The organism is Methylobacterium sp. PvP105, assembly GCF_017876975.1.
Classification (GTDB): Bacteria; Pseudomonadota; Alphaproteobacteria; order Rhizobiales; family Beijerinckiaceae; genus Methylobacterium; species Methylobacterium radiotolerans.
Genome location: NZ_JAGIPA010000001.1, coordinates 144,530 through 168,165 on the forward strand (window position 1 = coordinate 144,530; position 23,636 = coordinate 168,165).

19 protein-coding genes and 2 tRNA genes are annotated in these 23,636 nt (G+C 70.9%); 12 read left to right on the top strand and 9 right to left on the bottom strand.

Annotated elements, in window-relative coordinates; all coding sequences use genetic code 11:
* Positions 1-184: 184 nt before the first annotated feature.
* The gene (gene glnA, locus J3A75_RS00740; protein ID WP_012322030.1) at positions 185-1,594 is read right to left on the bottom strand and encodes a type I glutamate--ammonia ligase; all 1,410 of its coding nucleotides are present in this window, start codon (positions 1,592-1,594) and stop codon (positions 185-187) included.
* 335 nt (positions 1,595-1,929) lie between these two features.
* On the opposite strand from glnA, the gene J3A75_RS00745 reads away from it, so the two are divergent.
* Positions 1,930-2,964 carry a glutamine synthetase beta-grasp domain-containing protein gene (locus J3A75_RS00745; RefSeq protein WP_012322031.1) on the top strand — a complete coding sequence of 345 codons (1,035 nt, stop codon included), beginning with the start codon at positions 1,930-1,932 and terminating at the stop codon, positions 2,962-2,964.
* 291 nt (positions 2,965-3,255) lie between these two features.
* Here J3A75_RS00745 and J3A75_RS00750 read toward each other — a convergent pair whose 3' ends face one another.
* Together J3A75_RS00750 and J3A75_RS00755 are read right to left on the bottom strand one after the other, a co-directional pair.
* The gene (locus J3A75_RS00750) at positions 3,256-3,435 is read right to left on the bottom strand and encodes a DUF2735 domain-containing protein (protein WP_024828283.1); all 180 of its coding nucleotides are present in this window, start codon (positions 3,433-3,435) and stop codon (positions 3,256-3,258) included.
* A gap of 184 nt (positions 3,436-3,619) precedes the next feature.
* A complete protein-coding gene (locus tag J3A75_RS00755) occupies positions 3,620-3,958 on the bottom strand; it encodes a P-II family nitrogen regulator (protein ID WP_003600526.1) in 339 nt (112 codons plus the stop codon).
* Between the two features lie 194 nt (positions 3,959-4,152).
* Here J3A75_RS00755 and J3A75_RS00760 point away from each other — a divergent pair, with 194 nt between their 5' ends.
* The gene (locus tag J3A75_RS00760; RefSeq protein ID WP_059410222.1) at positions 4,153-5,655 is read left to right on the top strand and encodes a bifunctional ADP-dependent NAD(P)H-hydrate dehydratase/NAD(P)H-hydrate epimerase; all 1,503 of its coding nucleotides are present in this window, start codon (positions 4,153-4,155) and stop codon (positions 5,653-5,655) included.
* 4 nt (positions 5,656-5,659) lie between these two features.
* Here J3A75_RS00760 and J3A75_RS00765 read toward each other — a convergent pair whose 3' ends face one another.
* The gene (locus J3A75_RS00765; protein ID WP_209649636.1) at positions 5,660-7,156 is read right to left on the bottom strand and encodes a multicopper oxidase family protein; all 1,497 of its coding nucleotides are present in this window, start codon (positions 7,154-7,156) and stop codon (positions 5,660-5,662) included.
* A gap of 148 nt (positions 7,157-7,304) precedes the next feature.
* Here J3A75_RS00765 and J3A75_RS00770 point away from each other — a divergent pair.
* The 7 genes from J3A75_RS00770 to J3A75_RS00800 all read left to right on the top strand — a co-directional run bounded on the left by J3A75_RS00770 (position 7,305) and on the right by J3A75_RS00800 (position 14,764).
* Positions 7,305-7,389: transfer RNA gene (locus tag J3A75_RS00770), tRNA-Leu, on the top strand.
* 131 nt (positions 7,390-7,520) lie between these two features.
* Positions 7,521-8,942 carry a trigger factor gene (gene tig, locus J3A75_RS00775; protein ID WP_024828280.1) on the top strand — a complete coding sequence of 474 codons (1,422 nt, stop codon included), beginning with the start codon at positions 7,521-7,523 and terminating at the stop codon, positions 8,940-8,942.
* A 126-nt stretch (positions 8,943-9,068) separates the two neighbouring features.
* A complete protein-coding gene (locus J3A75_RS00780; protein ID WP_012322036.1) occupies positions 9,069-9,695 on the top strand; it encodes an ATP-dependent Clp protease proteolytic subunit in 627 nt (208 codons plus the stop codon).
* A gap of 184 nt (positions 9,696-9,879) precedes the next feature.
* Positions 9,880-11,151, top strand: coding sequence for an ATP-dependent Clp protease ATP-binding subunit ClpX (gene clpX, locus J3A75_RS00785; protein ID WP_010684321.1), 1,272 nt, complete (start codon positions 9,880-9,882; stop codon positions 11,149-11,151).
* 246 nt (positions 11,152-11,397) lie between these two features.
* The gene (gene lon, locus J3A75_RS00790) at positions 11,398-13,824 is read left to right on the top strand and encodes an endopeptidase La (protein WP_071000441.1); all 2,427 of its coding nucleotides are present in this window, start codon (positions 11,398-11,400) and stop codon (positions 13,822-13,824) included.
* Positions 13,825-13,907: 83 nt separating this feature from the next.
* Positions 13,908-14,627, top strand: a complete 720-nt coding sequence (locus J3A75_RS00795) for an aspartate/glutamate racemase family protein (RefSeq protein ID WP_071000442.1) — start codon at positions 13,908-13,910, stop codon at positions 14,625-14,627.
* A 61-nt stretch (positions 14,628-14,688) separates the two neighbouring features.
* Positions 14,689-14,764: transfer RNA gene (locus tag J3A75_RS00800), tRNA-Val, on the top strand.
* Positions 14,765-14,805: 41 nt separating this feature from the next.
* On the opposite strand, the gene J3A75_RS00805 is transcribed toward J3A75_RS00800, so the two are convergent.
* On the bottom strand, positions 14,806-15,075 hold the full coding sequence (locus J3A75_RS00805; protein ID WP_373866326.1) for a GCG_CRPN prefix-to-repeats domain-containing protein: 270 nt from the start codon (positions 15,073-15,075) through the stop codon (positions 14,806-14,808).
* A 396-nt stretch (positions 15,076-15,471) separates the two neighbouring features.
* Between J3A75_RS00805 and J3A75_RS00810 the strand changes: the two genes are divergently transcribed.
* On the top strand, positions 15,472-16,434 hold the full coding sequence (locus tag J3A75_RS00810) for a phytanoyl-CoA dioxygenase family protein (protein WP_053622301.1): 963 nt from the start codon (positions 15,472-15,474) through the stop codon (positions 16,432-16,434).
* A 23-nt stretch (positions 16,435-16,457) separates the two neighbouring features.
* Here J3A75_RS00810 and J3A75_RS00815 read toward each other — a convergent pair whose 3' ends face one another.
* From J3A75_RS00815 to J3A75_RS00825, 3 genes are all read right to left on the bottom strand, one after another.
* Positions 16,458-17,375 carry an alpha/beta fold hydrolase gene (locus J3A75_RS00815; protein ID WP_209649638.1) on the bottom strand — a complete coding sequence of 306 codons (918 nt, stop codon included), beginning with the start codon at positions 17,373-17,375 and terminating at the stop codon, positions 16,458-16,460.
* An 11-nt stretch (positions 17,376-17,386) separates the two neighbouring features.
* Entirely contained in the window at positions 17,387-18,400 is a 1,014-nt protein-coding gene (locus J3A75_RS00820; protein ID WP_043075006.1) for an SDR family oxidoreductase, read from the bottom strand.
* A gap of 125 nt (positions 18,401-18,525) precedes the next feature.
* Complete coding sequence (locus tag J3A75_RS00825; RefSeq protein WP_012322043.1) at positions 18,526-19,956, bottom strand: mannose-1-phosphate guanylyltransferase/mannose-6-phosphate isomerase; 1,431 nt, start codon at positions 19,954-19,956, stop codon at positions 18,526-18,528.
* Positions 19,957-20,146: 190 nt separating this feature from the next.
* Here J3A75_RS00825 and selA point away from each other — a divergent pair, with 190 nt between their 5' ends.
* The gene (gene selA / locus J3A75_RS00830; protein WP_071000519.1) at positions 20,147-21,589 is read left to right on the top strand and encodes an L-seryl-tRNA(Sec) selenium transferase; all 1,443 of its coding nucleotides are present in this window, start codon (positions 20,147-20,149) and stop codon (positions 21,587-21,589) included.
* A 123-nt stretch (positions 21,590-21,712) separates the two neighbouring features.
* Positions 21,713-22,183: a MarR family winged helix-turn-helix transcriptional regulator gene (locus J3A75_RS00835; RefSeq protein WP_012322045.1), complete on the top strand. Its 471-nt coding sequence runs from the start codon at positions 21,713-21,715 to the stop codon at positions 22,181-22,183.
* Between the two features lie 42 nt (positions 22,184-22,225).
* Here the strand turns inward: J3A75_RS00835 and J3A75_RS00840 are convergent, their stop codons facing one another.
* Positions 22,226-23,596 carry a pentapeptide repeat-containing protein gene (locus J3A75_RS00840; RefSeq protein ID WP_012322046.1) on the bottom strand — a complete coding sequence of 457 codons (1,371 nt, stop codon included), beginning with the start codon at positions 23,594-23,596 and terminating at the stop codon, positions 22,226-22,228.
* Positions 23,597-23,636 lie beyond the last annotated feature (40 nt).

Here is a 23,636-nt window from a genome sequence, read left to right on the forward strand (position 1 = left end):
CGGTCGCCGGACCTTCCCCCGGGCCGCGCGGGTCCCGACCCGGTCTTCGCGCTGACGGGCGCATCGGGATCGGCCGGGGATGGATAACGCCGGAGCGGCCGCAAGAAGAAGGCCGGAGCCCCGCGAGAGGCCCCGGCCCGGGAGAGGGTGCCGGGCCGGGCGTCGCGCCCGGCCCCTTGTCACCTCACAGCGAGTAGTACTGCACGAACTCGATCGGGTGCGGGGTCATCTCGTAGCGCAGCACCTCGGTCATCTTCAGCTCGATGAACGAGTCGATCTGGTCGTCCGAGAACACGCCGCCCTCCTTGAGGAAGGCCCGGTCCTTGTCGAGGCTGTTCAGGGCCTCGCGCAGCGAGCCGCACACGGTCGGGATCTTCTTGAGCTCCCGCGGCGGCAGCTCGTACAGGTCCTTGTCCATGGCCGGGCCCGGGTCGATCTTGTTCCGGATACCGTCGAGGCCGGCCATCAGCAGCGCCGAGAAGGCGAGGTAGGGGTTGGCCATCGGGTCGGGGAAGCGGACCTCGACGCGCTTGGCCTTCGGGCTCTTGGTCCACGGGATGCGGCAGGAGGCCGAGCGGTTGCGCGCCGAGTAGGCGAGCAGCACCGGCGCCTCGTAGCCCGGCACGAGCCGCTTGTACGAGTTGGTCGACGGATTGGTGAAGGCGTTGAGCGCCTTGGCGTGCTTGATGATGCCGCCGATGTACCAGAGGCACTCCTGGGACAGGCCGGCATACTTGTCGCCGGCGAAGACCGGCTTGCCGTCCTTCCAGATCGACTGGTGGACGTGCATGCCCGAGCCGTTGTCGCCGTAGACGGGCTTCGGCATGAACGTCGCCGACTTGCCGTAGCTCTGCGCGACGTTGTGGATGCAGTACTTGTAGATCTGCATGTGGTCGGCGAGCAGGGTCAGCGTGTCGAACTTCATGCCGAGCTCGTGCTGGGCCGAAGCCACCTCGTGGTGGTGCTTCTCGACCTTCACGCCCATGGACTGCATGGCCGCGAGCATCTCGCCGCGCATGTCCTGCGCCGAATCCTGCGGCGGCACCGGGAAATAGCCGCCCTTGGTCTGCACCCGGTGGCCGAGGTTGCCGCCCTCATAGTCGGTGAAGCCGTTGGTCGGCAGCTCGGTGGAGTCGAGCTCGAAGCCGGTGCGGTACGGGTCGGCGCCGAACTTGACGTCGTCGAACACGAAGAACTCGGCCTCGGGGCCGACATAGATCGTGTCGCCGATGCCGGTCTGCTGCAGGTAGGCCTCGGCGCGCTTGGCGGTGCCGCGCGGATCGCGGCCGTAGGGCTCGCCGGTCGCCGGCTCGAGCACGTCGCAGACGATCGACATGGTCGCGGCCGAGAAGAACGGGTCCAGCGTGGCGGTCACCGGATCCGGCATCAGCAACATGTCGGACTCGTTGATCGCCTTCCAGCCGGCGATCGAGGAGCCGTCGAACATGGTGCCTTCGTCGAAGATCTCCTCGTCGATGAGCGACACGTCGAACGTGACGTGCTGCCACTTGCCGCGCGGGTCGGTGAACCGGAAGTCCACGTAACGCACGTCGTTGTCCCGGATCGTCTTCAGCACCTCGGCCGCAGTGGTCATCGTGGGCATCCTCCAGGGATCTCTGAACCGTCTCTCGTGGCGCACCCGAACGCGGTCGCGCGCGCCGGCCGGCGGCGCTTGATATCCGGCGCGGGCGTGCCTTGCCACCCGCCGGGGATCGGAATCGGTTGCCGGATAGAGCGATCAGTCTGTTCTCGCGCCCGATCTCGCAAGCGTGATCGGGCCGCACCGTTTCTAGGGCACCGTTGTTCTCCGGCAATGGCCTTCCTGGCACGATCCATGCAAAGGCGGCTGCGGCCGTCTGAGAGGCGGCAAGCCGTTCGCGTTGCCCAGGGTTACCCCGGTCGCGCATCGATACGGACGAGAGAACCGGAATGACCAAATATAAGCTCGAGTACATATGGCTCGACGGGTACACGCCGACCCCGAATCTCCGCGGTAAGACGCAGATCAAGGAATTCGACAGCTTCCCGACCCTCGAGCAGCTCCCGATGTGGGGCTTCGACGGCTCGTCCACCAAGCAGGCCGAGGGCGGCAGCTCCGACTGCATGCTGAAGCCCGTGCGCCACTTCCCCGACCCGGCCCGCAAGAACGGCGTGCTGGTGATGTGCGAAGTGATGATGCCGGACGGCGTGACCCCGCACGAGTCCAACAAGCGCGCCACCATCCTGGACGATGCCGGCGCCTGGTTCGGCTTCGAGCAGGAGTACTTCCTGTACAAGGACGGCCGCCCGCTCGGCTTCCCGGCCTCCGGCTACCCGGCGCCGCAGGGCCCGTACTACACCGGCGTCGGCTACTCGAACGTCGGCGACGTCGCCCGCAAGATCGTCGAGGAGCACCTCGACCTCTGCCTCGATGCCGGCATCAACCACGAGGGCATCAACGCCGAGGTGGCCAAGGGCCAGTGGGAATTCCAGATCTTCGGCAAGGGCTCCAAGAAGGCCGCCGACGAGATGTGGATGGCCCGCTACCTCCTGCAGCGCCTCTGCGAGAAGTACGGCATCGACGTCGAGTACCACTGCAAGCCGCTCGGCGACACCGACTGGAACGGGTCGGGCATGCACTGCAACTTCTCGACCGCGTTCATGCGCGAGCACGGCGGCAAGGCCTATTTCGAGAAGCTCATGGAGGCATTCAAGAACGCCCGCGAGGAGCACATCGCCGTCTACGGTCCGGACAACCACATGCGCCTGACCGGCAAGCACGAGACCGCCTCGATCCACGAGTTCTCGTACGGCGTGGCCGACCGCGGCGCCTCGATCCGCGTGCCGCACTCCTTCGTCAACAACGGCTACAAGGGCTACCTGGAAGACCGCCGTCCGAACTCGCAGGGCGACCCCTACCAGATCGCCTCGCAGGTGCTGAAGACGATCGCTTCCGTGCCGACCGAGGCCGCCGCAGCCGCGTAAGACGCGGGGGGAGGCGCCCAGTCTCCCGACAGAGCTAGCGAAGCCGGGCCCTCGGGTCCGGCTTCGCCGTTTCCGGGGCGATGGACTCCCGGGCAAGCGCCCTCATCCCGAGCTGCCTGAGCGCGCCCCAGGCCTCGAACGAGGCCTCAGGGGCCGGACTGCTCGGCAGAGTGCTCCTTCGCGGCCCCCTGGCGCGGGCACCTCAGGATGGGGAGCTGGGGCAGGCGGCCCGGTCGAGCTTGTTCGAGGGTTGCGGGGGAGGGCGGCGCCATCGCGCCCCACGCCTCCGCCTCAGGGACGTCGCGGGCGCTCGTCCTCGCGGATGGCGGCTTCGTGGTACCAGGCGCCCCCACCGAAGCTCGGCACGGACGCGGGTTTCGCGTTCGGAACCGCCCGGGCGGTCTCGCGCGCGCGTCGGAACGCGGACAGATCGTAGATCTTGGCGGTCTCGCGCGGGTCCGTGGCGGCCATCGCACTTCCTCCTGCATCGGGTTCAAGCGGCCGATCGGGCCGACCGTTCCCGATGATGTGGGGTGCGGAAGACGGCGCTCCAGAGTCGGAAGCGCCGATGCCGGACATTCGCGCAGTGCGAAATCTTGGGCAGGTGTCGTGGAATAACGGGTCGCCGGCGGTCCCGGGACCGCGCGGGGATCTGTCAGATCGCGTCCGTGCCGGTCTCGCCGGTGCGGATGCGGATCGCTTCCTCGATCGTCGAGACGAAGATCTTGCCGTCGCCGATGCGGCCGGTCTGGGCCGACTTGCGGATCGCCTCGACGGCGCCCTCGACCAGAGCGTCGGACAGGACGATCTCCAGCTTCACCTTGGGCAGGAAGTCGACCACGTACTCGGCGCCCCGGTAGAGCTCCGTGTGGCCCTTCTGACGGCCGAACCCCTTCGCCTCGATGACGGTGATGCCCTGGAGACCGACCTCCTGGAGCGCCTCCTTCACTTCGTCGAGCTTGAAAGGCTTGATGATCGCTTCGATCTTCTTCATGCCGCTCGGGCCTGCGCTGCGGTGCCTGGCATTTCTAACATCCTCGTGACGCCTTCGCCATGCCGTTTTCGCGGCGTGTCCGACCTTAGTGCCTATTTGCTGTGCGTTTCACGCACATCCTTAGGGCGCCTCGCCGGAATCTGGCGCGGTTTTGGTCATGTCTGATCGGTGCACGGGCACACTCGGAGGCGGACATGCGCTTGCTGACGGTCGCGGCAATGAGGCGGGTCGATGCGGCGGCAATCGACGGCGGCGTCCCGGGCCTGACCCTGATGGAGGCGGCCGGGGCCGCCGTGGCCACCCGCGCCCGGGCCCGCCTGCCGGCGGGCGGCCGGGTCGTCGTCCTGTGCGGGCCGGGCAACAACGGCGGCGACGGCTTCGTGGCCGCGCGCCTGCTGGCCGAAGCCGGCTACGCCGTCGACCTCCTCTGCCTCGGCGCGGTGTCGGCGCTGACAGGCGACGCCGCGCTGGCGGCCGAGGCCTGGACGGGGCCGGTGCGCGCGGCCGAGGGCGGCGCGCTGCCGTCCTGCGACCTCGTGATCGACGCCCTGTTCGGGGCCGGCCTGTCGCGCGACCTCGACGGTGCCGCCCGCGCCCTCGTCGAGACGGTGAACCGCGCCGGGGTGCCGGTGCTCGCGGTCGATGTGCCGAGCGGGGTCGACGGCGACACCGGCGCGGTGCGCGGCGCCGCCATCCGGGCAGTGGAGACCGTGACCTTCGTGACCTTCAAGCCGGGACACCTGCTCCAGCCCGGGCGGAGCCTCTGCGGCCAGCTCAGCCTCGCCGATATCGGGACCGGCCCGGCGGCGCTGGAGGCCGGCCTGGCCGCCTGCGCGCCCCTCGACCGGAACGGGCCCGCCCTGTGGGGCCGGGACTTCCCGCACCTCACCGGCGCGAGCCACAAGTACACCCGCGGCCACGCCCTGGTCCTGTCCGGGCCCGCCACCAAGACCGGCGCCGCCCGGCTCGCCGCCCGCGGTGCCCTGCGGGTCGGCGCCGGGCTCGTCACCGTCGCGTCCCCGGTCGCCGCGCTGGCTGAGAACGCCGCCCACCTCACGGCGATCATGCTGCGGCCCTGCGAGAGCGCCGACGACCTCGACGACCTGCTCACCGACGAGCGGCTGAACGTGATCCTGGCCGGACCCGGGCTCGGCACCGGCGAGCCGACCCGGGAGCGCGTTGCCGTGGCGGCGGCGGCCGGGCGCGGCCTCGTCCTCGACGCCGACGCGCTGACGAGCTTCGCCGGGAAGGCGCCCCTGCTCGCCGCCCATCTCGCCGACGGCGATGCGCGGGCCGTGCTGACACCGCATGCCGGCGAGTTCGCGCGGCTCTTCGACGGGACGGACGCGGTGGTGGAGGGGGCCGACAAGGTGGCGCGGGCCCGCGCGGCGGCCGCGCTCACCGGCGCCGTGGTGGTCTTCAAGGGGGCCGATACGGTGATCGCGGCCCCCGACGGCCGTGCGGCCATCAACGACCACGGCAGCCCCTATCTCGGGACGGCCGGGTCCGGGGACGTCCTCGGGGGCCTGATCGCCGGCCTGCTGGCGCAGGGCATGGAGCCCTTCGCGGCCGCCGCGGCCGGCGTCTGGCTCCACGGGGATGCCGGCCTGCGCCACGGGCCGGGCCTGATTGCCGAGGACATCCCCGAGCTGATGCCGGCGGTGCTGCGCGACCTCGTCGCGTCGACCGGCGGCTGACCGCTCAGGTGACCTCGAACATCGTCCAGAGGCCGGTGTCGAACCGCTCCAGCACCGTGGCGCTGATCAGCCAGCGCCCCGGATTGTCCGCCAGGAACCCGATCCGGGCTGTGCGGCCCTCCAGCAGCTGAAAGGTGTCGAGCCAGTAGGGCTCCCAGCCGTCGTCCAGGGGGTGGAGCAGGCGGAAGCAGTGGCCGTGCAGGTGCAGGGCCTGCGGGAAGGCGGTCTCGTTGCGCAGGGCCAGCACCACCACCTGGCCGCGCTTCACCGAGAAGATCGGCGCGAGGCCGGCGGCGCCGCTCGCGCCGTTCACCGACCAGATCTTCTGCGGGTCGCCCGTGTAGACGGGGTCGGGCGCGGGGCCGTCCTTGGCCCCGTCCTTACCCTTCGGCACGAAGGCGCCGCCGGTGATCACCACGTCGCGGCGCAGGGCGTTCTGGAGCTTGATCTCGGCCGGCAGGCGCTTGTTCTCGCCGATCGGCCCGATCGGGGGCCGCTTCTCGGTGATCCTGGCACCCTTGGTGACGACGCTCGCCAGGACCAGGCCCTTGCCGATCAGCGCGTGGATCTCGCAGGTGGCGCCTTCCTCCTCCGGCAGGTCGACGAGCAGGTCGTAGCGGGTGCCGGGCGGGAAGGGGAGGGTGGCCCGCAGGGGCTCGAACGTGTCGGTGGGCTGGCCGTCGACCGCCGCCACGTAGACCTTCACGCCCTCGAACTTGATGCGCGTCGCCCGGGCGTTGCAGGCATTGCCGAGGCGCAGGCGGATACGTGACCCCGGCCGGGCCTCGAAGGCGCCCGGCACCGGCTTGCCGTTGACGGTCACGAGGTTGCCGAGGCGGCCGTGCGCGGCGGCGAGCGCCGTCTGCCCGAACGGCATCAGGGTGCCGTCGTCCTGGAGCCGCCAGTCCTGCAGCACGACGCTGACGTCGGCGTCGACCGCGGGCGGGTTCGTCTCCTCGACGACCAGCATGCCCGCGAGCCCGCGGCCCGACGGCTCGCTCGCCCCGCCGACGACCAGGGGCCGGATCAGGTAGGAGCCGGCATCCGGCGGCGTGAAAGTGTAGAGGAAGTCGCCGCCCGGCGGGATCGGCGCCTGGGTCACCCCGCCGACGCCGTCCATGGCGTTGACGTTGCGCACCCCGTGCCAGTGCAGCGACAGCGCCCTGTCGGTCCGGTTCTCCACCTTGAGGCGTACCGCCTGCCCGAGCTTCACGCGGATGACGGGCGGCAGGGCCTTGCCGTCGAAGCACCAGACCGGCGTCTCTGGCGCCGGTTCCGGCCTGAACCGCGTCCTGCCGGGCGCCGCCGGCAGGGCCGCCGGCGCCGCCGCGGGCTCCGGCTGCGCGGAGGACGGCGCCGGCGCCCCTGGCGCGGCGGCCGGCGCCTGGGCCCGCGCGGCCTCCGGCGCGAGCCCGAAGGCCGCCGCGGCGGCGAGCAGGGTCCGGCGCGACGGCGTGCCGGCACGCGAATCGGTCGGCGGCACGGTGCGGGATGGCGGCATGGGATCTCGGCTGCGGCTCGCGGTGGGCCCGCTCCTTAGCGGCGCGCGGGCTGCCGCGCCACAGGGGCAAGTTTTTTGCTGCGGGCCCGCCGGCCCATGCTATAGGGCGCGCTTCCGGCGGCCGGCGATGCGCCGGATGTCGGCGCGCGCGGGCGTGGCGGAACTGGTAGACGCGCTGGATTTAGGTTCCAGTGTCGCAAGACGTGGGGGTTCGAGCCCCTCCGCCCGCACCAGGACCTCTGCTGAGGTTGCGGTCCCCTCGGGACCCTCCGCCCCGTACCCGACATCTCGGCATCCCGGTCCGCGCGAGCACGACGCCGGCCCGGCCGGCGACCCCAGGTTTCTTTGAAGAGCGACGACGACGATGCAGGTGACCGAGATCAACGCCCAGGGGCTGAAGCGCGAGTTTCAGGTTCTGCTGGCCGCCCAGGAACTCGAGGAGCGCCTGACCAACGAGCTGTCCGGCATGAAGGACAAGGTGCAGCTCAAGGGCTTCCGTCCCGGCAAGGTGCCGGTCGCGCACCTGCGCAAGGTCTACGGCCGCTCCGTGATGGCCGAGGTGGTGCAGAACGCCGTCAACGAGGCGAACCGCCAGATCGTCACCGATAACGGCCTCAAGCTCGCCCTGGAGCCGCAGGTCGAGTTCCCGACCGACCAGGCCGAGGTCGAGAAGGCGCTGGACGCCAAGGGCGACCTCGCCTTCAAGGTCGCCCTCGAGGTGATGCCGAGCTTCGAGCTCGCCGACCTCTCCGACGTCAGCCTGACCAAGCTCGTCGCCAAGCCGTCGGACGCGGAGGTCGACGAGGCCCTCGACCGCATGGCCGGCCAGAGCCGCCCGTTCACCGAGCGCGAAGAGGGCGCCGAGGCCCAGAGCGGCGACCGCGTCACGATCGACTTCGTCGGCCGCATCGACGGCGAGGAGTTCCAGGGCGGCAAGGGCGAGGGCATCGACCTCGAGCTGGGCTCCGGCTCGTTCATCCCGGGCTTCGAGGATCAGCTCGTCGGCGCCAAGGTCGGCGACAAGCGCCTCGTGAAGGTCACCTTCCCCGAGTCGTACGGGGCCGAGCACCTCGCCGGCAAGGACGCCGAGTTCGACGTGACCGTCACGAAGATCCAGGCGGCGGGCGAAGCCAAGATCGACGACGAGTTCGCCAAGTCGATGGGCATGGAGTCGCTGGAGAAGCTCCGCGAGGCCGTGTCCGAGGCGATCGGCCGGGACTTCGAGGCCGCCTCGCGCCGCCGGCTCAAGAAGGAGCTCCTCGACGCGCTGGACGGCAAGTACGCCTTCGAGCTGCCCCCGTCGCTGGTGGCGCAGGAATTCGCCGCGGTGTGGGCGCAGGTCGAGCAGGACCTCAAGACCCGCGGCAAGACCTTCGAGGACGAGGACACCACCGAGGAGAAGGCCCAGGCCGAGTACCGGAAGATCGCGGAACGGCGCGTCCGTCTCGGTCTCGTGCTTGCGCAGGTCGGCGAGAGCGCCGATATCAAGGTCTCGGACGAGGAGGTGAACCAGGCCCTCATCGCCCGGGTCCGGCAGTTCCCGGGCCAGGAGCAGCAGGTCTGGGACTTCTACCGGAAGAATGCGCAGGCGCTCGCGGAACTCCGCGCGCCCCTGTTCGAGGAGAAGGTCGTCGACCACGTCCTCGGGCAGGTCAAGCTCGTCGAGGAGCCCGTCTCGAAAGAGGCGCTTTTCGCCGACGAAGATGACGACGACACGACCGGCGGGAAGCCGGCAGACAAGGCCGAGGCCAAGGACGAGTCCAAGACCGAAGCCAAGGCCGACTGAGTCCCGCTCTGTCCCAGGACGGCGGGCAAGGGTTAGGCGATGGTTAAGCATCGCCGGTGTTCGCTGACATGCCCGGGGCTGCCCTGATTCGCGGCAGCCCCGGGCCTCACTCCGGGGCAGGACGAGATGAGAGATCCGATCGACGTCTACAACAACGCGCTCGTGCCGATGGTCGTCGAGCAGTCGAGCCGCGGCGAGCGCGCCTTCGACATCTACTCCCGCCTGCTCCGCGAGCGCATCATCTTCCTCACCGGCCCCGTGGAGGATTACGGCGCGTCGCTGATCGTGGCGCAGCTGCTGTTCCTCGAGGCGGAGAACCCGAAGAAGGAGATCTCCTTCTACATCAACTCCCCCGGCGGCGTGGTCACCTCCGGCCTGTCGATCTACGACACGATGCAGTTCATCCGCTGCCCGGTGACGACCCTCTGCGTCGGCCAGGCCGCCTCGATGGGCTCCCTGCTGCTCACAGCCGGCGAGCCGGGCCACCGCTTCGCCCTGCCGAACGCCCGGATCATGGTCCACCAGCCGTCCGGCGGCTTCCAGGGCCAGGCGACCGACATCCTGATCCACGCCCGCGAGATCGAGGCGCTGAAGCGGCGCCTGAACGAGATCTACGTGAAGCACACCGGGCGCGACTACGACACGATCCACACGGCGCTGGAGCGCGACAACTTCATGACCGCCGACGCGGCCAAGGAGTTCGGGCTCATCGACGAGGTGATCGAGAAGCGTCCCGAGCCGGCGGCCGCCTGACCGCCCCGCGTCGCCTGACCGCCGCGGCGCGGCCTTGATCCCGCCGCGGCAGCGTGTTTGCATCGAGGTTCGGGCCCTTCGGTCAAAGGCGCGCAGCACACTGTTTCTTTAAACGGGCCCCCTACATTCATGCGATGCGCGTCCGCCCCTTGCCGGCTGCGGACGCGAGGAATCGGAGACCGATATGAGCAAGACTGGCGGCAACGACTCGAAGAGCACGCTGTATTGCTCGTTCTGCGGCAAGAGCCAGCACGAGGTCCGCAAGCTGATCGCCGGCCCCACGGTGTTCATCTGCGACGAGTGCGTCGAGCTGTGCATGGACATCATCCGCGAGGAATCGAAATCCTCGCTGGTGAAGAGCCGCGACGGCGTGCCGACCCCCAAGGAGATCCGCCGCGTCCTCGACGACTACGTCATCGGCCAGGACTTCGCCAAGAAGGTCCTCTCGGTCGCGGTGCACAACCACTACAAGCGGCTCGCCCACGCGACGAAGCACAACGACGTCGAGCTGGCCAAGTCCAACATCATGCTGATCGGGCCGACCGGCTCGGGCAAGACCCTGCTCGCGCAGACGCTCGCCCGCATCCTGGACGTGCCGTTCACCATGGCGGACGCCACGACGCTGACCGAGGCCGGCTACGTCGGTGAGGACGTCGAGAACATCATCCTCAAGCTGCTCCAGGCCTCGGACTACAACGTCGAGCGGGCGCAGCGCGGCATCGTCTACATCGACGAGATCGACAAGATCTCCCGCAAGTCCGACAACCCGTCGATCACCCGCGACGTGTCGGGCGAGGGCGTGCAGCAGGCGCTCCTGAAGATCATGGAGGGTACGGTCGCCTCCGTCCCGCCCCAGGGCGGACGGAAGCACCCGCAGCAGGAATTCCTGCAGGTCGACACGACCAACATCCTGTTCATCTGCGGCGGCGCCTTCGCGGGGCTGGAGCGGATCATCTCCCAGCGCGGCAAGGGTACCTCGATCGGCTTCGGCGCGACCGTCCAGGCCCCGGACGACCGCCGCACCGGCGAGATCTTCCGCTCGGTCGAGCCAGAGGACCTGCTGAAGTTCGGCCTCATCCCCGAGTTCGTCGGCCGCCTGCCGGTCCTGGCGACGCTGGAGGACCTCGACGAGGCCGCGCTGAAGAAGATCCTGCAGGAGCCGAAGAACGCCCTGGTGAAGCAGTACCAGCGGCTGTTCGAGATGGAGAACGTCGACCTGACCTTCCAGGACGAGGCCCTGTCGCTCGTCGCCCGCAAGGCGATCGAGCGGAAGACCGGCGCCCGCGGCCTGCGCTCCATCCTGGAGACGATCCTGCTGGACACGATGTACGACCTGCCGGGCCTCGAGTCCGTGGAGCAGGTGGTCATCGGCCCGGAGGTGGTCGAGGGCAAGTCGCGCCCCCTCTACATCCACGGCGACCGCAACAAGGACGCGCCCGCCAGCGTCAGCGCGTAGGCGCTCGGTAGGGTTGCATGAGGCGCCCGGCTCTGGCCGGGCGCGCTGCGGGGGCCGCCTTGAAAACGCTCCCCCCCGCAGCCACCTCAGGCTCAGCGCGGTGGCCGCACGCTCCTTCGAGGTCCGGTCCGCGTCGCCAGCCGCAAAGTTAGCGAAATCCGACCCTCGCGGCCCGGTCGGCACCTGGCTGTAGGCGCGCTCCGTGCATGGGGGCGCCGAACCGGGCGTCCCTGAGAGGAAGTCAGCATGTCACAGTCGAAATCGCGCCAGCCGGTGGTCCCGGGTTCGACGGGCTCCTACGCCGTCCTCCCCCTGCGCGACATCGTCGTCTTCCCGCACATGATCGTGCCCCTGTTCGTGGGCCGCGAGAAGTCGATCCGCGCCCTCGAGGAGGCCGTCCGCACCGACCGCCACATCCTGCTCGCCACCCAGATCAACGCGGGCGACGACGACCCGGCGACCGACGCGATCTACAAGATCGGTACCCTCGCCTCGGTGCTCCAGCTGCTGAAGCTGCCCGACGGCACCGTAAAGGTGCTGGTCGAGGGCGTCGGCCGCGCGAAGGTCGTGGACTTCACCCGCTCGGACGAGTTCTACGAGGCGACCGCCGAGGCGCTCCACGACGAGCTCGGCGACCGCGTCGAGGCCGAGGCGCTCGCGCGCTCCGTGCTCTCGGAGTTCGAGAACTACGTCAAGCTCAACAAGAAGATCTCCCCCGAGGTCGTCTCCGCCGTGACGCAGATCGACGAGCCGTCGAAGCTCGCCGACACGATCGGCTCGCACCTGCTCGTCAAGATCTCCGACAAGCAGGGCATCTTGGAGACTCCGACGGTGGCGCAGCGCCTCGAGCGCGTGCTGTCGCTGATGGAGAGCGAGATCTCCGTGCTCCAGGTGGAGAAGCGCATCCGGACCCGCGTCAAGCGGCAGATGGAGAAGACCCAGCGCGAGTACTACCTGAACGAGCAGATGAAGGCGATCCAGAAGGAGCTGGGCGACTCCGAGGATGGCCGCGACGAGCTGGCCGAGCTGGAAGAGAAGATCGAGAAGACCAAGCTCTCCAAGGAGGCCCGAGACAAGGCCACCGCCGAGCTGAAGAAGCTGCGGCAGATGTCGCCGATGTCGGCCGAGGCGACCGTCGTGCGCAACTACCTCGACTGGATGCTCGGCATCCCGTGGGGCAAGCGCTCGAAGATCAAGAAGGACCTGCTCGGCGCCCAGGCGCTGCTCGACGAGGACCATTTCGGCCTCGACAAGGTCAAGGAGCGGATCGTCGAGTACCTCGCCGTGCAGCAGCGGGCGAACAAGCTCACCGGCCCGATCCTGTGCCTCGTCGGTCCCCCCGGCGTCGGCAAGACCTCGCTCGGCAAGTCCATCGCCAAGGCGACGGGTCGCGAGTTCGTCCGGATGTCGCTCGGCGGCGTGCGCGATGAGGCCGAGATCCGCGGTCACCGCCGGACCTATATCGGTTCGATGCCCGGCAAGATCGTGCAGTCGATGCGCAAGGCCAAAACCTCGAACCCGCTCATCCTGCTCGACGAGATCGACAAGATGGGCATGGACTTCCGCGGCGATCCGTCGGCGGCGCTCCTCGAGGTTCTCGACCCTGAGCAGAACAGCACCTTCAACGACCACTACCTGGAGGTGGATTACGACCTCTCGAACGTGATGTTCGTGACCACGGCCAACACCCTCAACATCCCGGGCCCGCTCATGGACCGGATGGAGGTGATCCGCATCGCCGGTTACACCGAGGAGGAGAAGGTCGAGATCGCGCGCAAGCACCTGATCCCGAACGCCCTGAAGAAGCATGGCCTCGGGACGCACGAGTGGTCGATCGATGCCGACGGGCTGATGATGCTGGTCCGCCGCTACACGCGGGAAGCCGGCGTCCGCAACCTGGAGCGCGAGCTGTCCAACCTGATCCGCAAGGCGGTGAAGGAGATCCTGATCACCAAGACCAAGTCGGTCGCGGTGACCCCGGAGACCCTTCCGGTCTTCCTCGGCCCGCCGAAGTTCCGCTACGGCGAGATCGACGCGGACGATCAGGTCGGTGTGGTGACGGGTCTGGCCTGGACCGAGGTCGGCGGCGAGCTGCTGACGATCGAGGGCGTCATGATGCCCGGCAAGGGCAAGATGACGGTCACCGGCAACCTGAAGGACGTGATGAAGGAGTCGATCTCGGCGGCGGCGAGCTACGTCCGCTCCCGGGCCCTGGACTTCGGCATCGAGCCGCCGCTCTTCGACCGGCGCGACATCCACGTCCACGTTCCGGAGGGGGCGACCCCGAAGGACGGTCCGTCGGCCGGCATCGCCATGGCCACCGCGATCATCTCGACGCTGACCGGGATCCCGGTCCGCCGAGACGTCGCGATGACCGGCGAGGTGACGCTCCGCGGCCGGGTCCTGCCGATCGGCGGCCTGAAGGAGAAGCTGCTCGCCGCGCTCCGCGGCGGCATCAAGACGGTGCTGATCCCCGAGGAGAACGCCAAGGACATCGCCGAGGTGCCCGACAGCGTGAAGAACGGCCTGGAGATCATCCCGGTCTCGCGGATGGATCAGGTCTTGGAGAAGGCGCTGGTCCGCCAACCGGAGGCGATCGAGTGGGAGGAGCCGCTGCCGGTGGCCAAGCCCGCCCGCACCGAAGAGGACGGCGCGGCCTTCGTGGCCCACTGAGCGTCCTGACTGAGTGAGACGAGCCCCCGGCGCCCTGAGCCCCGGGGGCTTCTTCGTGCGCGGATCCAGGCACGGAGGACCGGATGCGTATCCTGCTGATCAACCCGAACACCAGCGCGCACGTCACCGACCTCGTCGCCGATCATGTCGGCCGGCAGCTCGGCGGCCGGGCGGAGCTGCGCGCCGTCACCGGCCGTTTCGGCGCGCGCTACATCGCGAGCCGGGCGGCGGCGGCGATCGCCGGCCACGCGGCCCTCGATGCCCTCGCGGAGCACGGGGGCGCGTGCGACGCGGTCTACCTGGCCTGCTTCGGCGATCCGGGTCTTCTCGCGCTGCGCGAGCTGTCGCGGGTGCCGGTGATCGGCATGGCGGAGGCGGCCTGCCACGAGGCCGCCGCGGCCGGCCGCTTCGGCATCGTCACCGGTGGGGCGGCCTGGGAGGGGATGTTGCGGGAATTCGTGGCGGCGCTCGGGCTGTCCGACGCCCTCGCGGCGCTCCGTACGGTGGCTCCGAGCGGCGGCGCCATCGCCCGGGACCCCGACGCGGCCCTGGCGATCCTGGCCGAGGCCTGCCGTGCCTGCGCGGCGTCCGGCGCGGAGACGGTCATCCTGGGCGGTGCCGGTCTGGCGGGGCTCGCGGCGCGGATCGCCCCGCAGGTTCCCGTTCCGGTGATCTGCTCGGTCGAGGCCGGGACCCGCGCGGTTCTCGCTTCGGGCGCGTCCGCGTCGATTCGATCCAGGCCCGATCCCGTGGAGAGCGTCGGCCTCGGACCGGCCCTGGCGGCGCGGCTCATCGATCTCTGACGCGGATCCGGGGCGCGGACCCTTGCACCGGACCAGCGCCATGCCGTAACGGTCGCCGGCCGGGCGGTTAGCTCAGTTGGTAGAGCGTCTCCTTTACACGGAGAGGGTCGGGGGTTCGAGTCCCTCACCGCCCACCAGCGCTCCGGCGCCGCGCACCGTCGACGGTAAGGGTAACCGGCTACCGGTAACCGCCGTTCGGCAGTCGGCCGTGATACGGCGTGTTGCGGCAATGGCCCCACGGTCCGCGCCAGTAGCCGGGCGGGCAGCCGTTCCCCGCCCGCACTTGGTACCAGCCGCCGGGCAGCGGCCCGACATAGGGCGTGCGGCGGCAGTGGCCCCAGGGGCCGCGCCAAGCTCCCGGCCCGCATCCTCCCGCCACCAGGGTGATCGGCGCCGCGAGGCCCGGATCGGCCGGGAGCGGCATCGCCTGCGCGCCCGTCACGCACATTGACCCCGGCAACGCCGACACGATCGCGACCGCAGCAGCTTTCATTAAAATATTCATGATCTCTCTCCGAGCAACCGATGCGTATTTATCGTCGTCATCGCGCATTGAACGCGTAAAGATTCCTGTGAGACGCATTAAATATTGGACATGAAAGGAAACAGTTTCGGGAATGCCGTCAATGCGATGCACCGGCGTGAGGAAGCCGCGCGGCCGACCGCGGCGCCCGCCCGGTACGAGCAAGACGTGCCGCCGGAAATCTCAACTGGAGGTGGTGGGCGGCAAAGATGAAGACAAATGCATGAGACTGGAATGGGCAGTCATACCTAGGAATAGGTACTGTAGGCATCGGACTAAACGCGGGCATCCTCGCGGGATCATCTCGAAGCGGAGGGTGCGATGCGAGCAACGATTCCGGATCGCCTGGGTCTCGGCGTCCCCGATGCCGGGAACGGCCTCTCCGCCCGCGTGGCCGTGGCGCGGTCGCGGCTCGTCCGCTGGATCGCGGGCAGCCGGGCGGCCGGGCGCGTCCCGAGCCGGCTCCTGACCGAGGACGAGATCGCCGCGTTCCGGCGCGACGGCTTCGTCACCGTCCCGGCGATCACCACCGCGGAGGAGCTCGACACGCTGCGCGGCGCCTACGACCGCCTGTTCGAGGAGGCGCGCGGCTGGAAGGACGGGAGCCTGTTCGACCTCGTCGACATCGACCGCGGCGCCGGCGAGGCGCGCTCCCCGCAACTTCTCAATCCGTCCCGCTTCGAGCCGCTTCTCCGGGACATCCTGTTCCGGGCCAACGCCTTGGCCATGTCGCGCCAGCTCCTGGGAAGCCGCGCGGCCCTCGTCTTCGAGCACGCGATCCGCAAGCCGCCGAAGATCGGTGCGGCGACCGCGTGGCATCAGGACGAGGCCTTCTACGCCGCCTACACGAACTACCGGGCGATCACGGTCTGGATGCCCCTGCAGGACGTGTCGCCGGAGAACGGCTGCATGCTCTACGTCCCGGGGAGCCACAGGGGGCCGCTCCTCACCCATCGCAGCATCGGCGGCGACCCGCGGATCCACGGCCTCGAGGCGCTGGGGGTTCCGGTGGAGCGCGCGGTCCCCTGTCCGCTGCCGGCGGGCGGCGCCACCTTCCACGATTGCCGGACCCTGCACTGCGCCGGGCCGAATCTCAGTGCCGGACCGCGGCGCGCCTACGCCCTCGGCTTCGGGGTCCGCGCGCCGGAGCATACCCTCCGGCACGAGCATCCCTGGAACGCCGAGAAGCGCACGCTGCGGCAGGAGCGCGAGCGGCAGGCCCGCGGCGGGCTCGCCCGGCTGAAGGCGGGCGCCAAGCAGCAGATCAAGGCGCTCATCCGCTGAGTTGCGGCCCCCGCGCGGGGCCGTCAGGCGGCCGCGTGCACCGCCAGCGCCGCGCGGACGACCGCGTCGGTCTGAAGGTGATGCAGCATGTGGCCGGCCCCCGCCAGGCGCTCGAACCGCGCCCCGGGGATCAGGCCGGCCGCGCGCCGGCCGTGCAGGTCGGTGTTCACCACCAGGTCGGCGCTGCCGCCCAGGATGAGGGTGGGCCGGCGCAGAAACGGGTAGTTGAGGACGCTGCGCGTGAGACCCGGCCAGAGCCAGCCCGCATCCTCGCCCTCGGCGGTGATCTGCGCGGGGCGGCCCGCGAGGGCGAAGGGAAAGTCCCGGGCGAAGCGCGGCGGCATCGCCTCCGGGAAGAACATCGCGTTCCACAGGAGCGGCAGCAGCGCCCGGTCGCTGCTGGCGCCCAGGAGCGCCGACAGGGCGTCGCCGCCGAACGGCAGCGCCCGCGGCCCGAACAGCACCTGCTCCAGCCGCGGCTCAGGGAAGCAGATCGGCGCGACGGCGACGATGCCGGCGACCTCGTCCGGGTGGAGCATGCCGTAGGCGAGGGCGACGGCGGCCCCGAACGAGTGGCCCAGGATGACCGGACGCTCCAGGCCGAGGTGCCGCACCGCTCGCCGGATACAGGCCGCCTGATCCCAGATGTCGGCCGCGCCGCCGCGCGGCCGCCGGCTGAAACCGTGGCCCGGGCGGTCGACGGCCAGCACGCGGAAATGCTCGGCCAGCGCCGGCACGGGGCCGAGCCAGACGTCCTCCAGGCACATCAGCGTGCCGTGGATCGCCACGAGATCCGGCCCGGCGCCGGTCTCCGCGTAGGCGATCGTCCGGTCTTCGGCCAGGGACACGATCCGGCGCGGCACGATCTGGGGATCGGCCTCGGCGCCGGTCCCGCTCCCGGCCTCCCGTGCCGCCCGGGCGGGGCCGGGCAGGGTCTCCATCGCGCCTCCCCCTACAGGCGCCGTCGGCGTCCGGACGAGGTGCCGAGCACCGCGAAGGCCGTGGCCGCGCCGACGCCCAGCAGACCGGCCGCGGCCGCGAGGGGGTGCAGGGTCGCGCGGGTATAGGCGCTGGTCCGCATGACCGGGACGGGCGGGTCGCCCCGCGTCTCCCCCGCCGCGACCGGCGCGTGCAGCGCGCCGTCCGGGTTGCGCGGCGCGCTCCCGCGCTTCTGCAGGGCGATGATCGCCGGGGTGAGATAGTCGTAGGCGCCGGGGGCGAGTTCCTTGCCGGCCACGAAGGCCTTGCCGGCGCCGCCCACGAAGATGTCGCGCTGCGGGTGCACGGCCGCGTGCAGGATGGCGTTCGCCACCTCCTCCGGCGGGTAGATCGGCGGCGGCAGGCTCGGCTCGCGGTCCATGTAGTTGCGCGCCCGCTGGGGCAGGGGCGTGTCGATCGAGGCCGGCTTGATCAGCGTCACCGAGATCGGCGCGTTCTCGTCCATCAGCTCCATGCGCAGGGCGTCGGTGAAGCCCTTCACGGCGTGTTTCGAGGCCGCGTACATGCCCTGGAACGGGAAGGCGAGGTCGGAGGCGATACTGCCGACGTTGATGAGGGCGCCGCCGTGCTGGCGCAGGTGCTCGGTCGCCACGAGGGAACCGTAGACGGTTCCCCAGAAATTCGTCTGGATCAGGCGCTCGTGGTCGGCATCGCTGATCTCGCGCAGCCGGCCGTAGATCGAGCCGCCGGCCACGTTCACCCAGGTGTCGAAGCCGCCGAAGGTCGCCTCGGCCCGGTCGGCCACGGCCTGCACGTCGGACCGCCGGCCGACATCGGCGACGACGTCGATCGCCTTGCCGCCGACGCCCTCGATCTCGGCCCGGATGCGCGCCAGGGCGTCGCCGCTGCGCGCCGCCAGCACCACCCGGGCGCCGCGCTCGGCCGCCATCCGGGCCGTGGCGAGGCCGATACCCGACGAGGCGCCGGTGATCACGATGACCTGCTCGCGGAGCGGCTTGTGCTTCATGCGATATCCCCGACGCTGCGGCGCGGCCGCACGGGAGCGGCCACACGCTAGGCTATCGATCGGGGCGGCCGCATGTTCCGGGCGCACCCGCGGGTGATCGGGTCGCAGGCTGGCCGCCTGGGCACTCAGCGTCCGTAGATGTCCTCGACGCGGATGATGTCGTCCTCGCCGGTGTAGGAGCCGACCTGGACCTCGATCAGCTCCAGCGGGATCTTGCCCGGGTTGGCCAGCCGGTGCATCGACCCGATCGGCAGGTAGACCGCCTCGTTCTCGTGGACCAGCACCACCCGCTCGTCGATCGTCACCTCGGCGGTGCCGCGCACCACCACCCAGTGCTCCGCCCGGTGGTAGTGCTTCTGCAGCGACAGCCGCCCGCCCGGCACAACCTGGATCCGCTTCACCTGGAAGCGCTCGCCGATGTCGATCCGCTGGTACCAGCCCCAGGGCCGGTACATCCGCAGATGCGCGTCCGCCTCCGGCTCCCCGCGGGCCCGCAGCGCGCCGACCAGCTCCTTCACTTGGCCCGAATGCGCCTTGGAGGCCACCAGCACCGCGTCGGGGGTCGAGACCACCACCACGTCCTCCAGGCCCACCACCGCGGTCAGGCCCTCGCCCTGGCTGTGCACGAGGCTGTTCTTCGTGCCGATCAGCGACACCCGGCCGCGCACGGCGTTGCCGGCCTCGTCGTGGTCCAGCACCTGCCAGACCGCGTCCCAGGTGCCGACATCCGACCACGCGAACGACACCGGCAGCACGCCGGCCCGGGCGGTCCGCTCCATGACCGCGTAGTCGATCGAGATCTTCGGCGCCTGAGCGAAGGCCGTCGCGTCGAGGCGCACGAAGTCGAGGTCGGTCACCGCCGCCTCCAGGGCCGCGCGCGCGGCCGCCAGCACCTCGGGGACGAACGCTTCCAGCTCGGCCAGCATCAGGTCGGCGCGGAACAGGAAGTAGCCCGAGTTCCACAGGGCGCCGTCGGTGATCAGCGCCTCGGCGCCGGCCCGGTCGGGCTTCTCGACGAAGCGGGCGACGCGGGCCGCGCCCGGGGCCTCGGCGATCGGCTCGCCGCGGCGGATGTAGCCGTAATCGGTGGCCGGCCGGTCGGGCTCGATGCCGAGCGTCATCGTGTAGCCGGCGCGCGCCCCGGCGGCCGCGCGCTGCACGGCGTCCACGAAGGCGGCCGTGTCGGGCACGACGTGGTCGGCGGCCATGATCAGCACCACGGCCTGCGGGTCGCTGGCGGCGGCGTGCAGGGCTGCGACCGCCACGGCGGCGGCGGAGTCGCGGCCCTGCGGCTCGAGCAGGATGTCGGCGGAGAGACCGAGCTGGTCGCGCTGCTCGGCGACGATGAAGCGGGCCTCGGCCGAGGCGATGACGGTAGGCGTCGCGAAGACGGTGGCGTCCGACACGCGCGCCAGCGTCGCCTGGAAGGTCGAGCGCTCGGCGTCGACCAGCCGGGCGAACTGCTTGGGCATGCTCTCCCGCGACGCCGGCCACAGCCGCGTCCCCGTCCCTCCGCACAGGATCATCGGGTGGATCTGGATCGAAGGTCGGGACATGGCGACGTCTCCCGAGAAGGCTCGGCGGGGTTGGCGTGGCCGAGCCCGCCCCGCGCGGGTGCGATGGACTCTCGGGCGCCGATTTCAGGATCTGCCCTTACCGTCGGGCCGGGACCGGAACAACCTGCGCGAATTATCCGCGCGTCGACGGGCTGGCTCCGTGCAGCGGGATGGTTATCTCTGGCCTGACATGAACGGACCCGCCCCCACCCCTCAGGCCGTCGACCCGGCGCCGTCCCCGCGCCGGATTCCCTCGGTCGAGCGCCTCGTCGGCGGCGCGCCGCCCGCCGATCTCGAGACCTACGGGCGGACGGCCTTCACGGACGCGATCCGGGCGGTGGTGGCCGGGCTCCGGGCGGGGGGCGGTCCCGTCCCGGACGCGGCGGCGATCCGGGCGGCGGCGTCGGCGCGCCTCGCCGCCGAGCGGCGCCCGTCCCTGCGGCCGGTCCTCAACCTGACCGGGACGGTTCTGCACACCAATCTCGGCCGCGCCCTGCTGCCCCGCTCGGCCGCGGAGGCGGTGGCCGCCGTGATGGTGCAGGCGAGCAACCTCGAATTCGATCTCGAGACCGGCGCCCGCGGCGAGCGGGACGATCATGTCGAGGCCCTGATCTGCCGCCTGACCGGCGCCGAGGCCGCGGTCGTCGTCAACAACAACGCGGCCGCCGTCCTGCTGGTGCTGAACGCGCTCGCCATGCGCAGGGAGGTGGTGGTCTCCCGCGGCGAGCTCGTGGAGATCGGCGGCTCGTTCCGGGTGCCGGACGTGATGGTGCGGGCCGGTTGCCGCCTGCGCGAGGTCGGCACCACGAACCGTACCCACCTGCGCGACTACGCGGAGGCCCTCGGGCCCCGCACCGGCCTCGTGATGAAGGTGCACCCGAGCAACTACGCCATCGCGGGCTTCACCGCGGCGGCGGATCCCGTCGCCCTCCACGCCCTCTGCCGGGAGCGCGGCGTGCCGCTGGCGGACGATCTCGGAAGCGGCAGCCTCGTCGACCTCGCGGCCCACGGGCTGCCCCCCGAGCCCACGGTCCGCGCCGCCCTGGAGCGGGCCGACGTCGTCACCTTCAGCGGCGACAAATTGCTCGGCGCGGTCCAGTGCGGCATCGTGGCGGGGCGGAGGGACCTGATCGCCCGCGTGCGCAAGAACCCGCTGAAGCGGGCCCTGCGCGTCGACAAGATGACCTACGCGGCGCTCGAGGCCGTGCTGCGGCTCTACCTGCACCCCGAGCGGCTGCGCGCGGAGCTGCCGACCCTGCGGCTCCTGACCCGCGCGCGCGACGCGATCGCCGCGCAGGCCGAGCGCCTCGCCCCCGCGGTGGCGGAGCGGCTCGCCGGCCGCGCCACGGTCGCGGTCGCCGACTGCATCAGCCAGATCGGATCCGGCGCCCTGCCGGTGGAGACCCTGCCCAGCGCCGCCCTGGTCCTGACGCCGGTCTCCGCGGGCGGCCGCGGCGCGGGCGGGCGGTGCCGGCGGCTCGCCGAGGATCTGCGCCGGCTCCCGGTGCCGGTGATCGGCCGGATCAGCGACGAGGCCGTCCGCCTGGATCTCCGGACGCTCGAGGACGAGCCGGGCTTCCTCGACGCACTGGCGGCGCTCCCGCCCGTCGTGGACGGGAGACGAACCCCATAGGGTTGTTAAGAGAACGGGCCCGACGCTCGGAGCTTGCGCGCCGGCATCCCGTGTTATGGTATGATGACGAACCCGCGGTCGCGGTCGAGTGTGGCGGTGCGTGGACCGCGATGGGCGAACGATATGGCGTACAGTGCCGATACGGCTGAGGCGCAGCCGGAGACGGATCCGCTGCTGCTCGATAACCAGCTCTGCTACGCGCTCTATGCTGCCGCGCATCGGATGACCAAGTCGTACCGGCCGCTGCTCGAGCGGCTCGGACTGACTTATCCGCAATATCTCGTTCTGCTGGTGCTGTGGGAGCAGGACGGCGTCACGGTCTCGGAGATCGGCCGGCGCCTGCGCCTCGATTCCGGCACCCTCACGCCGGTGCTGAAGCGCCTGGAGAGCGCGGGCTTCCTGCTCCGGACCCGGCGCCAGTCCGACGAGCGCGAGGTCGAGATCGCCCTGACGCCGGAGGGCGCCGCCCTGCGCGCCGACGCGGTCTCGGTCCGCGAGAGCGTGATGTGCCAGCTCGAACTCAGCGAGCCGGAGATCCGCGCCCTGCGCAAGGATCTGAGCCTCGTGATCGACCGGCTCAGCGTGAACGACTGAGGACAGCCCGGATAGCGGGGCGCCGCTCCGGAGCTGGCGGCCTCACCGTCGCAGGCGGTTGCCCAGGACGAAGCCGTAGAGTCCCATCAGGATGATGCCGACGCCGCCCTCGATGCCGACCAGAAGGTTGGTGACGCGGCCGGTGGGCTTCAGGCCGATCTCCGGCGGGTTCGCGGTCATCATGTTGAGCGCGCTGTAGCTCAGGAGATCGAGGGGGTTGTAGGTCGGCCCGGCGTCCGGTCCCTCCAGGATGTACAGGCCGCCGGTCAGGCCGAAGAGCCCGCCGAACAGCACGATCAGCAGCGCGAAGGCGCGCGCGATGCGCGACAGGCTCTCGCCGTAATCGCACAACCACTCGACGAAGCGGTCGGCGGTCCAGCGATAGCCGTGCCGCAGGACGCCGGACCAGTCCCGGTCGGACCACGCGGCGCGGGCCTGCTGCCCGGCGTGGAAACGGCCCATCCGGCGGCCGCGCTTGTACGCCCAGCTCGCCGCGTCGTGGCTGCCGATGCTCTTCCAGTTCTGCTCCAGGGCGAGGTAGCTCGCCTGGGCGGCCTCGTAGGCGCCGGCCACCTCCTCGCCGACCGCCCCGCCGAGCTGCTCCACGCTCATCCGCGTGCCGTTGAGCCACGCGCCGGCGAAGCGGGCGTGCCGCAGCCGGCAGGTGGCGAGGTTGAGCCGCACGAGGTCGGTGTCGGAGAGATCCGCCCCGGAGAGATCGGCGCCGTCGAGCTTCGCGCCGGTGAAATGGGCGCCCCGCAGCCGCGAGCCGGCGAGGCTCGCCTTGGTCAGGCTGGCCTCGGCGAAATCCGCGTGGGTCAGGTTGGCGTCTGCGAGCTTGGCCTCGTCGAGCCGCGCCCCGCGGAAGACCGTGTCGTCCGCATCCGCACCGGAGAAATCCGCGCCCCAGAGATCGGCGCCGGCGAAGTCGGTCCCGTCGAGCAGGGCGCCGGACAGGTCGGCGAAGCGCATCGCGGCCTCGCCGAACCGGGCATCCTCCAGCATTGCCCCGGCGAACTTCACCTGCCCGGCGACGATGCCGGTGAAGTCCGCGCCGGAGAGATCGGCCTCGGACAGGTCGGCCGCCTCCAGGATCGCCCCGGTGAAGCGGGTCGAGCGCCCGACCGCGCCGGTGAGGCTCGCCCCGCGCAGGTTCGCGCCGGAGAGGTCGGCCTCCTCCATGCGGGCGCGGGACAGGTCCGCGCCGACGAGCGCCAGGCCGCCGGATTCGGCGTCGGTGACGAGGCCGGCATCCGGCACGGCCGCGAGGGCGCCCGGCGCGGCGCTCAGCTGCGACAGGTCCGCGCCCGGCTCGCGCAGGGGCGCCGCGGCGGCGATCCGGCCGACGAGCGCGCGCAGCCGCGAGTCCGCCGGGGCGTCCGGTCGCGCGTCGGGGGGAGTCGCCTGGTCCATCGTCGTTCCTTGCCGGAAGGCGCGACCGGACGCCAGACGC

Coding starts and splice junctions, on each gene's coding strand:
- J3A75_RS00765 (WP_209649636.1), bottom strand. CDS start 7,156: ATGCCGCCATCCCGCACCGTGCCGCCGACCGATTCGCGTGCCGGCACG.
- J3A75_RS00755 (WP_003600526.1), bottom strand. CDS start 3,958: ATGAAGAAGATCGAAGCGATCATCAAGCCTTTCAAGCTCGACGAAGTG.
- J3A75_RS00835 (WP_012322045.1), top strand. CDS start 21,713: ATGGCGTACAGTGCCGATACGGCTGAGGCGCAGCCGGAGACGGATCCG.
- J3A75_RS00840 (WP_012322046.1), bottom strand. CDS start 23,596: ATGGACCAGGCGACTCCCCCCGACGCGCGACCGGACGCCCCGGCGGAC.
- selA (WP_071000519.1), top strand. CDS start 20,147: ATGAACGGACCCGCCCCCACCCCTCAGGCCGTCGACCCGGCGCCGTCC.
- J3A75_RS00795 (WP_071000442.1), top strand. CDS start 13,908: ATGCGTATCCTGCTGATCAACCCGAACACCAGCGCGCACGTCACCGAC.
- J3A75_RS00820 (WP_043075006.1), bottom strand. CDS start 18,400: ATGAAGCACAAGCCGCTCCGCGAGCAGGTCATCGTGATCACCGGCGCC.
- J3A75_RS00810 (WP_053622301.1), top strand. CDS start 15,472: ATGCGAGCAACGATTCCGGATCGCCTGGGTCTCGGCGTCCCCGATGCC.
- glnA (WP_012322030.1), bottom strand. CDS start 1,594: ATGACCACTGCGGCCGAGGTGCTGAAGACGATCCGGGACAACGACGTG.
- J3A75_RS00750 (WP_024828283.1), bottom strand. CDS start 3,435: ATGGCCGCCACGGACCCGCGCGAGACCGCCAAGATCTACGATCTGTCC.
- J3A75_RS00745 (WP_012322031.1), top strand. CDS start 1,930: ATGACCAAATATAAGCTCGAGTACATATGGCTCGACGGGTACACGCCG.
- tig (WP_024828280.1), top strand. CDS start 7,521: ATGCAGGTGACCGAGATCAACGCCCAGGGGCTGAAGCGCGAGTTTCAG.
- lon (WP_071000441.1), top strand. CDS start 11,398: ATGTCACAGTCGAAATCGCGCCAGCCGGTGGTCCCGGGTTCGACGGGC.
- J3A75_RS00815 (WP_209649638.1), bottom strand. CDS start 17,375: ATGGAGACCCTGCCCGGCCCCGCCCGGGCGGCACGGGAGGCCGGGAGC.
- clpX (WP_010684321.1), top strand. CDS start 9,880: ATGAGCAAGACTGGCGGCAACGACTCGAAGAGCACGCTGTATTGCTCG.
- J3A75_RS00825 (WP_012322043.1), bottom strand. CDS start 19,956: ATGTCCCGACCTTCGATCCAGATCCACCCGATGATCCTGTGCGGAGGG.
- J3A75_RS00805 (WP_373866326.1), bottom strand. CDS start 15,075: ATGTGCGTGACGGGCGCGCAGGCGATGCCGCTCCCGGCCGATCCGGGC.
- J3A75_RS00780 (WP_012322036.1), top strand. CDS start 9,069: ATGAGAGATCCGATCGACGTCTACAACAACGCGCTCGTGCCGATGGTC.
- J3A75_RS00760 (WP_059410222.1), top strand. CDS start 4,153: ATGCGCTTGCTGACGGTCGCGGCAATGAGGCGGGTCGATGCGGCGGCA.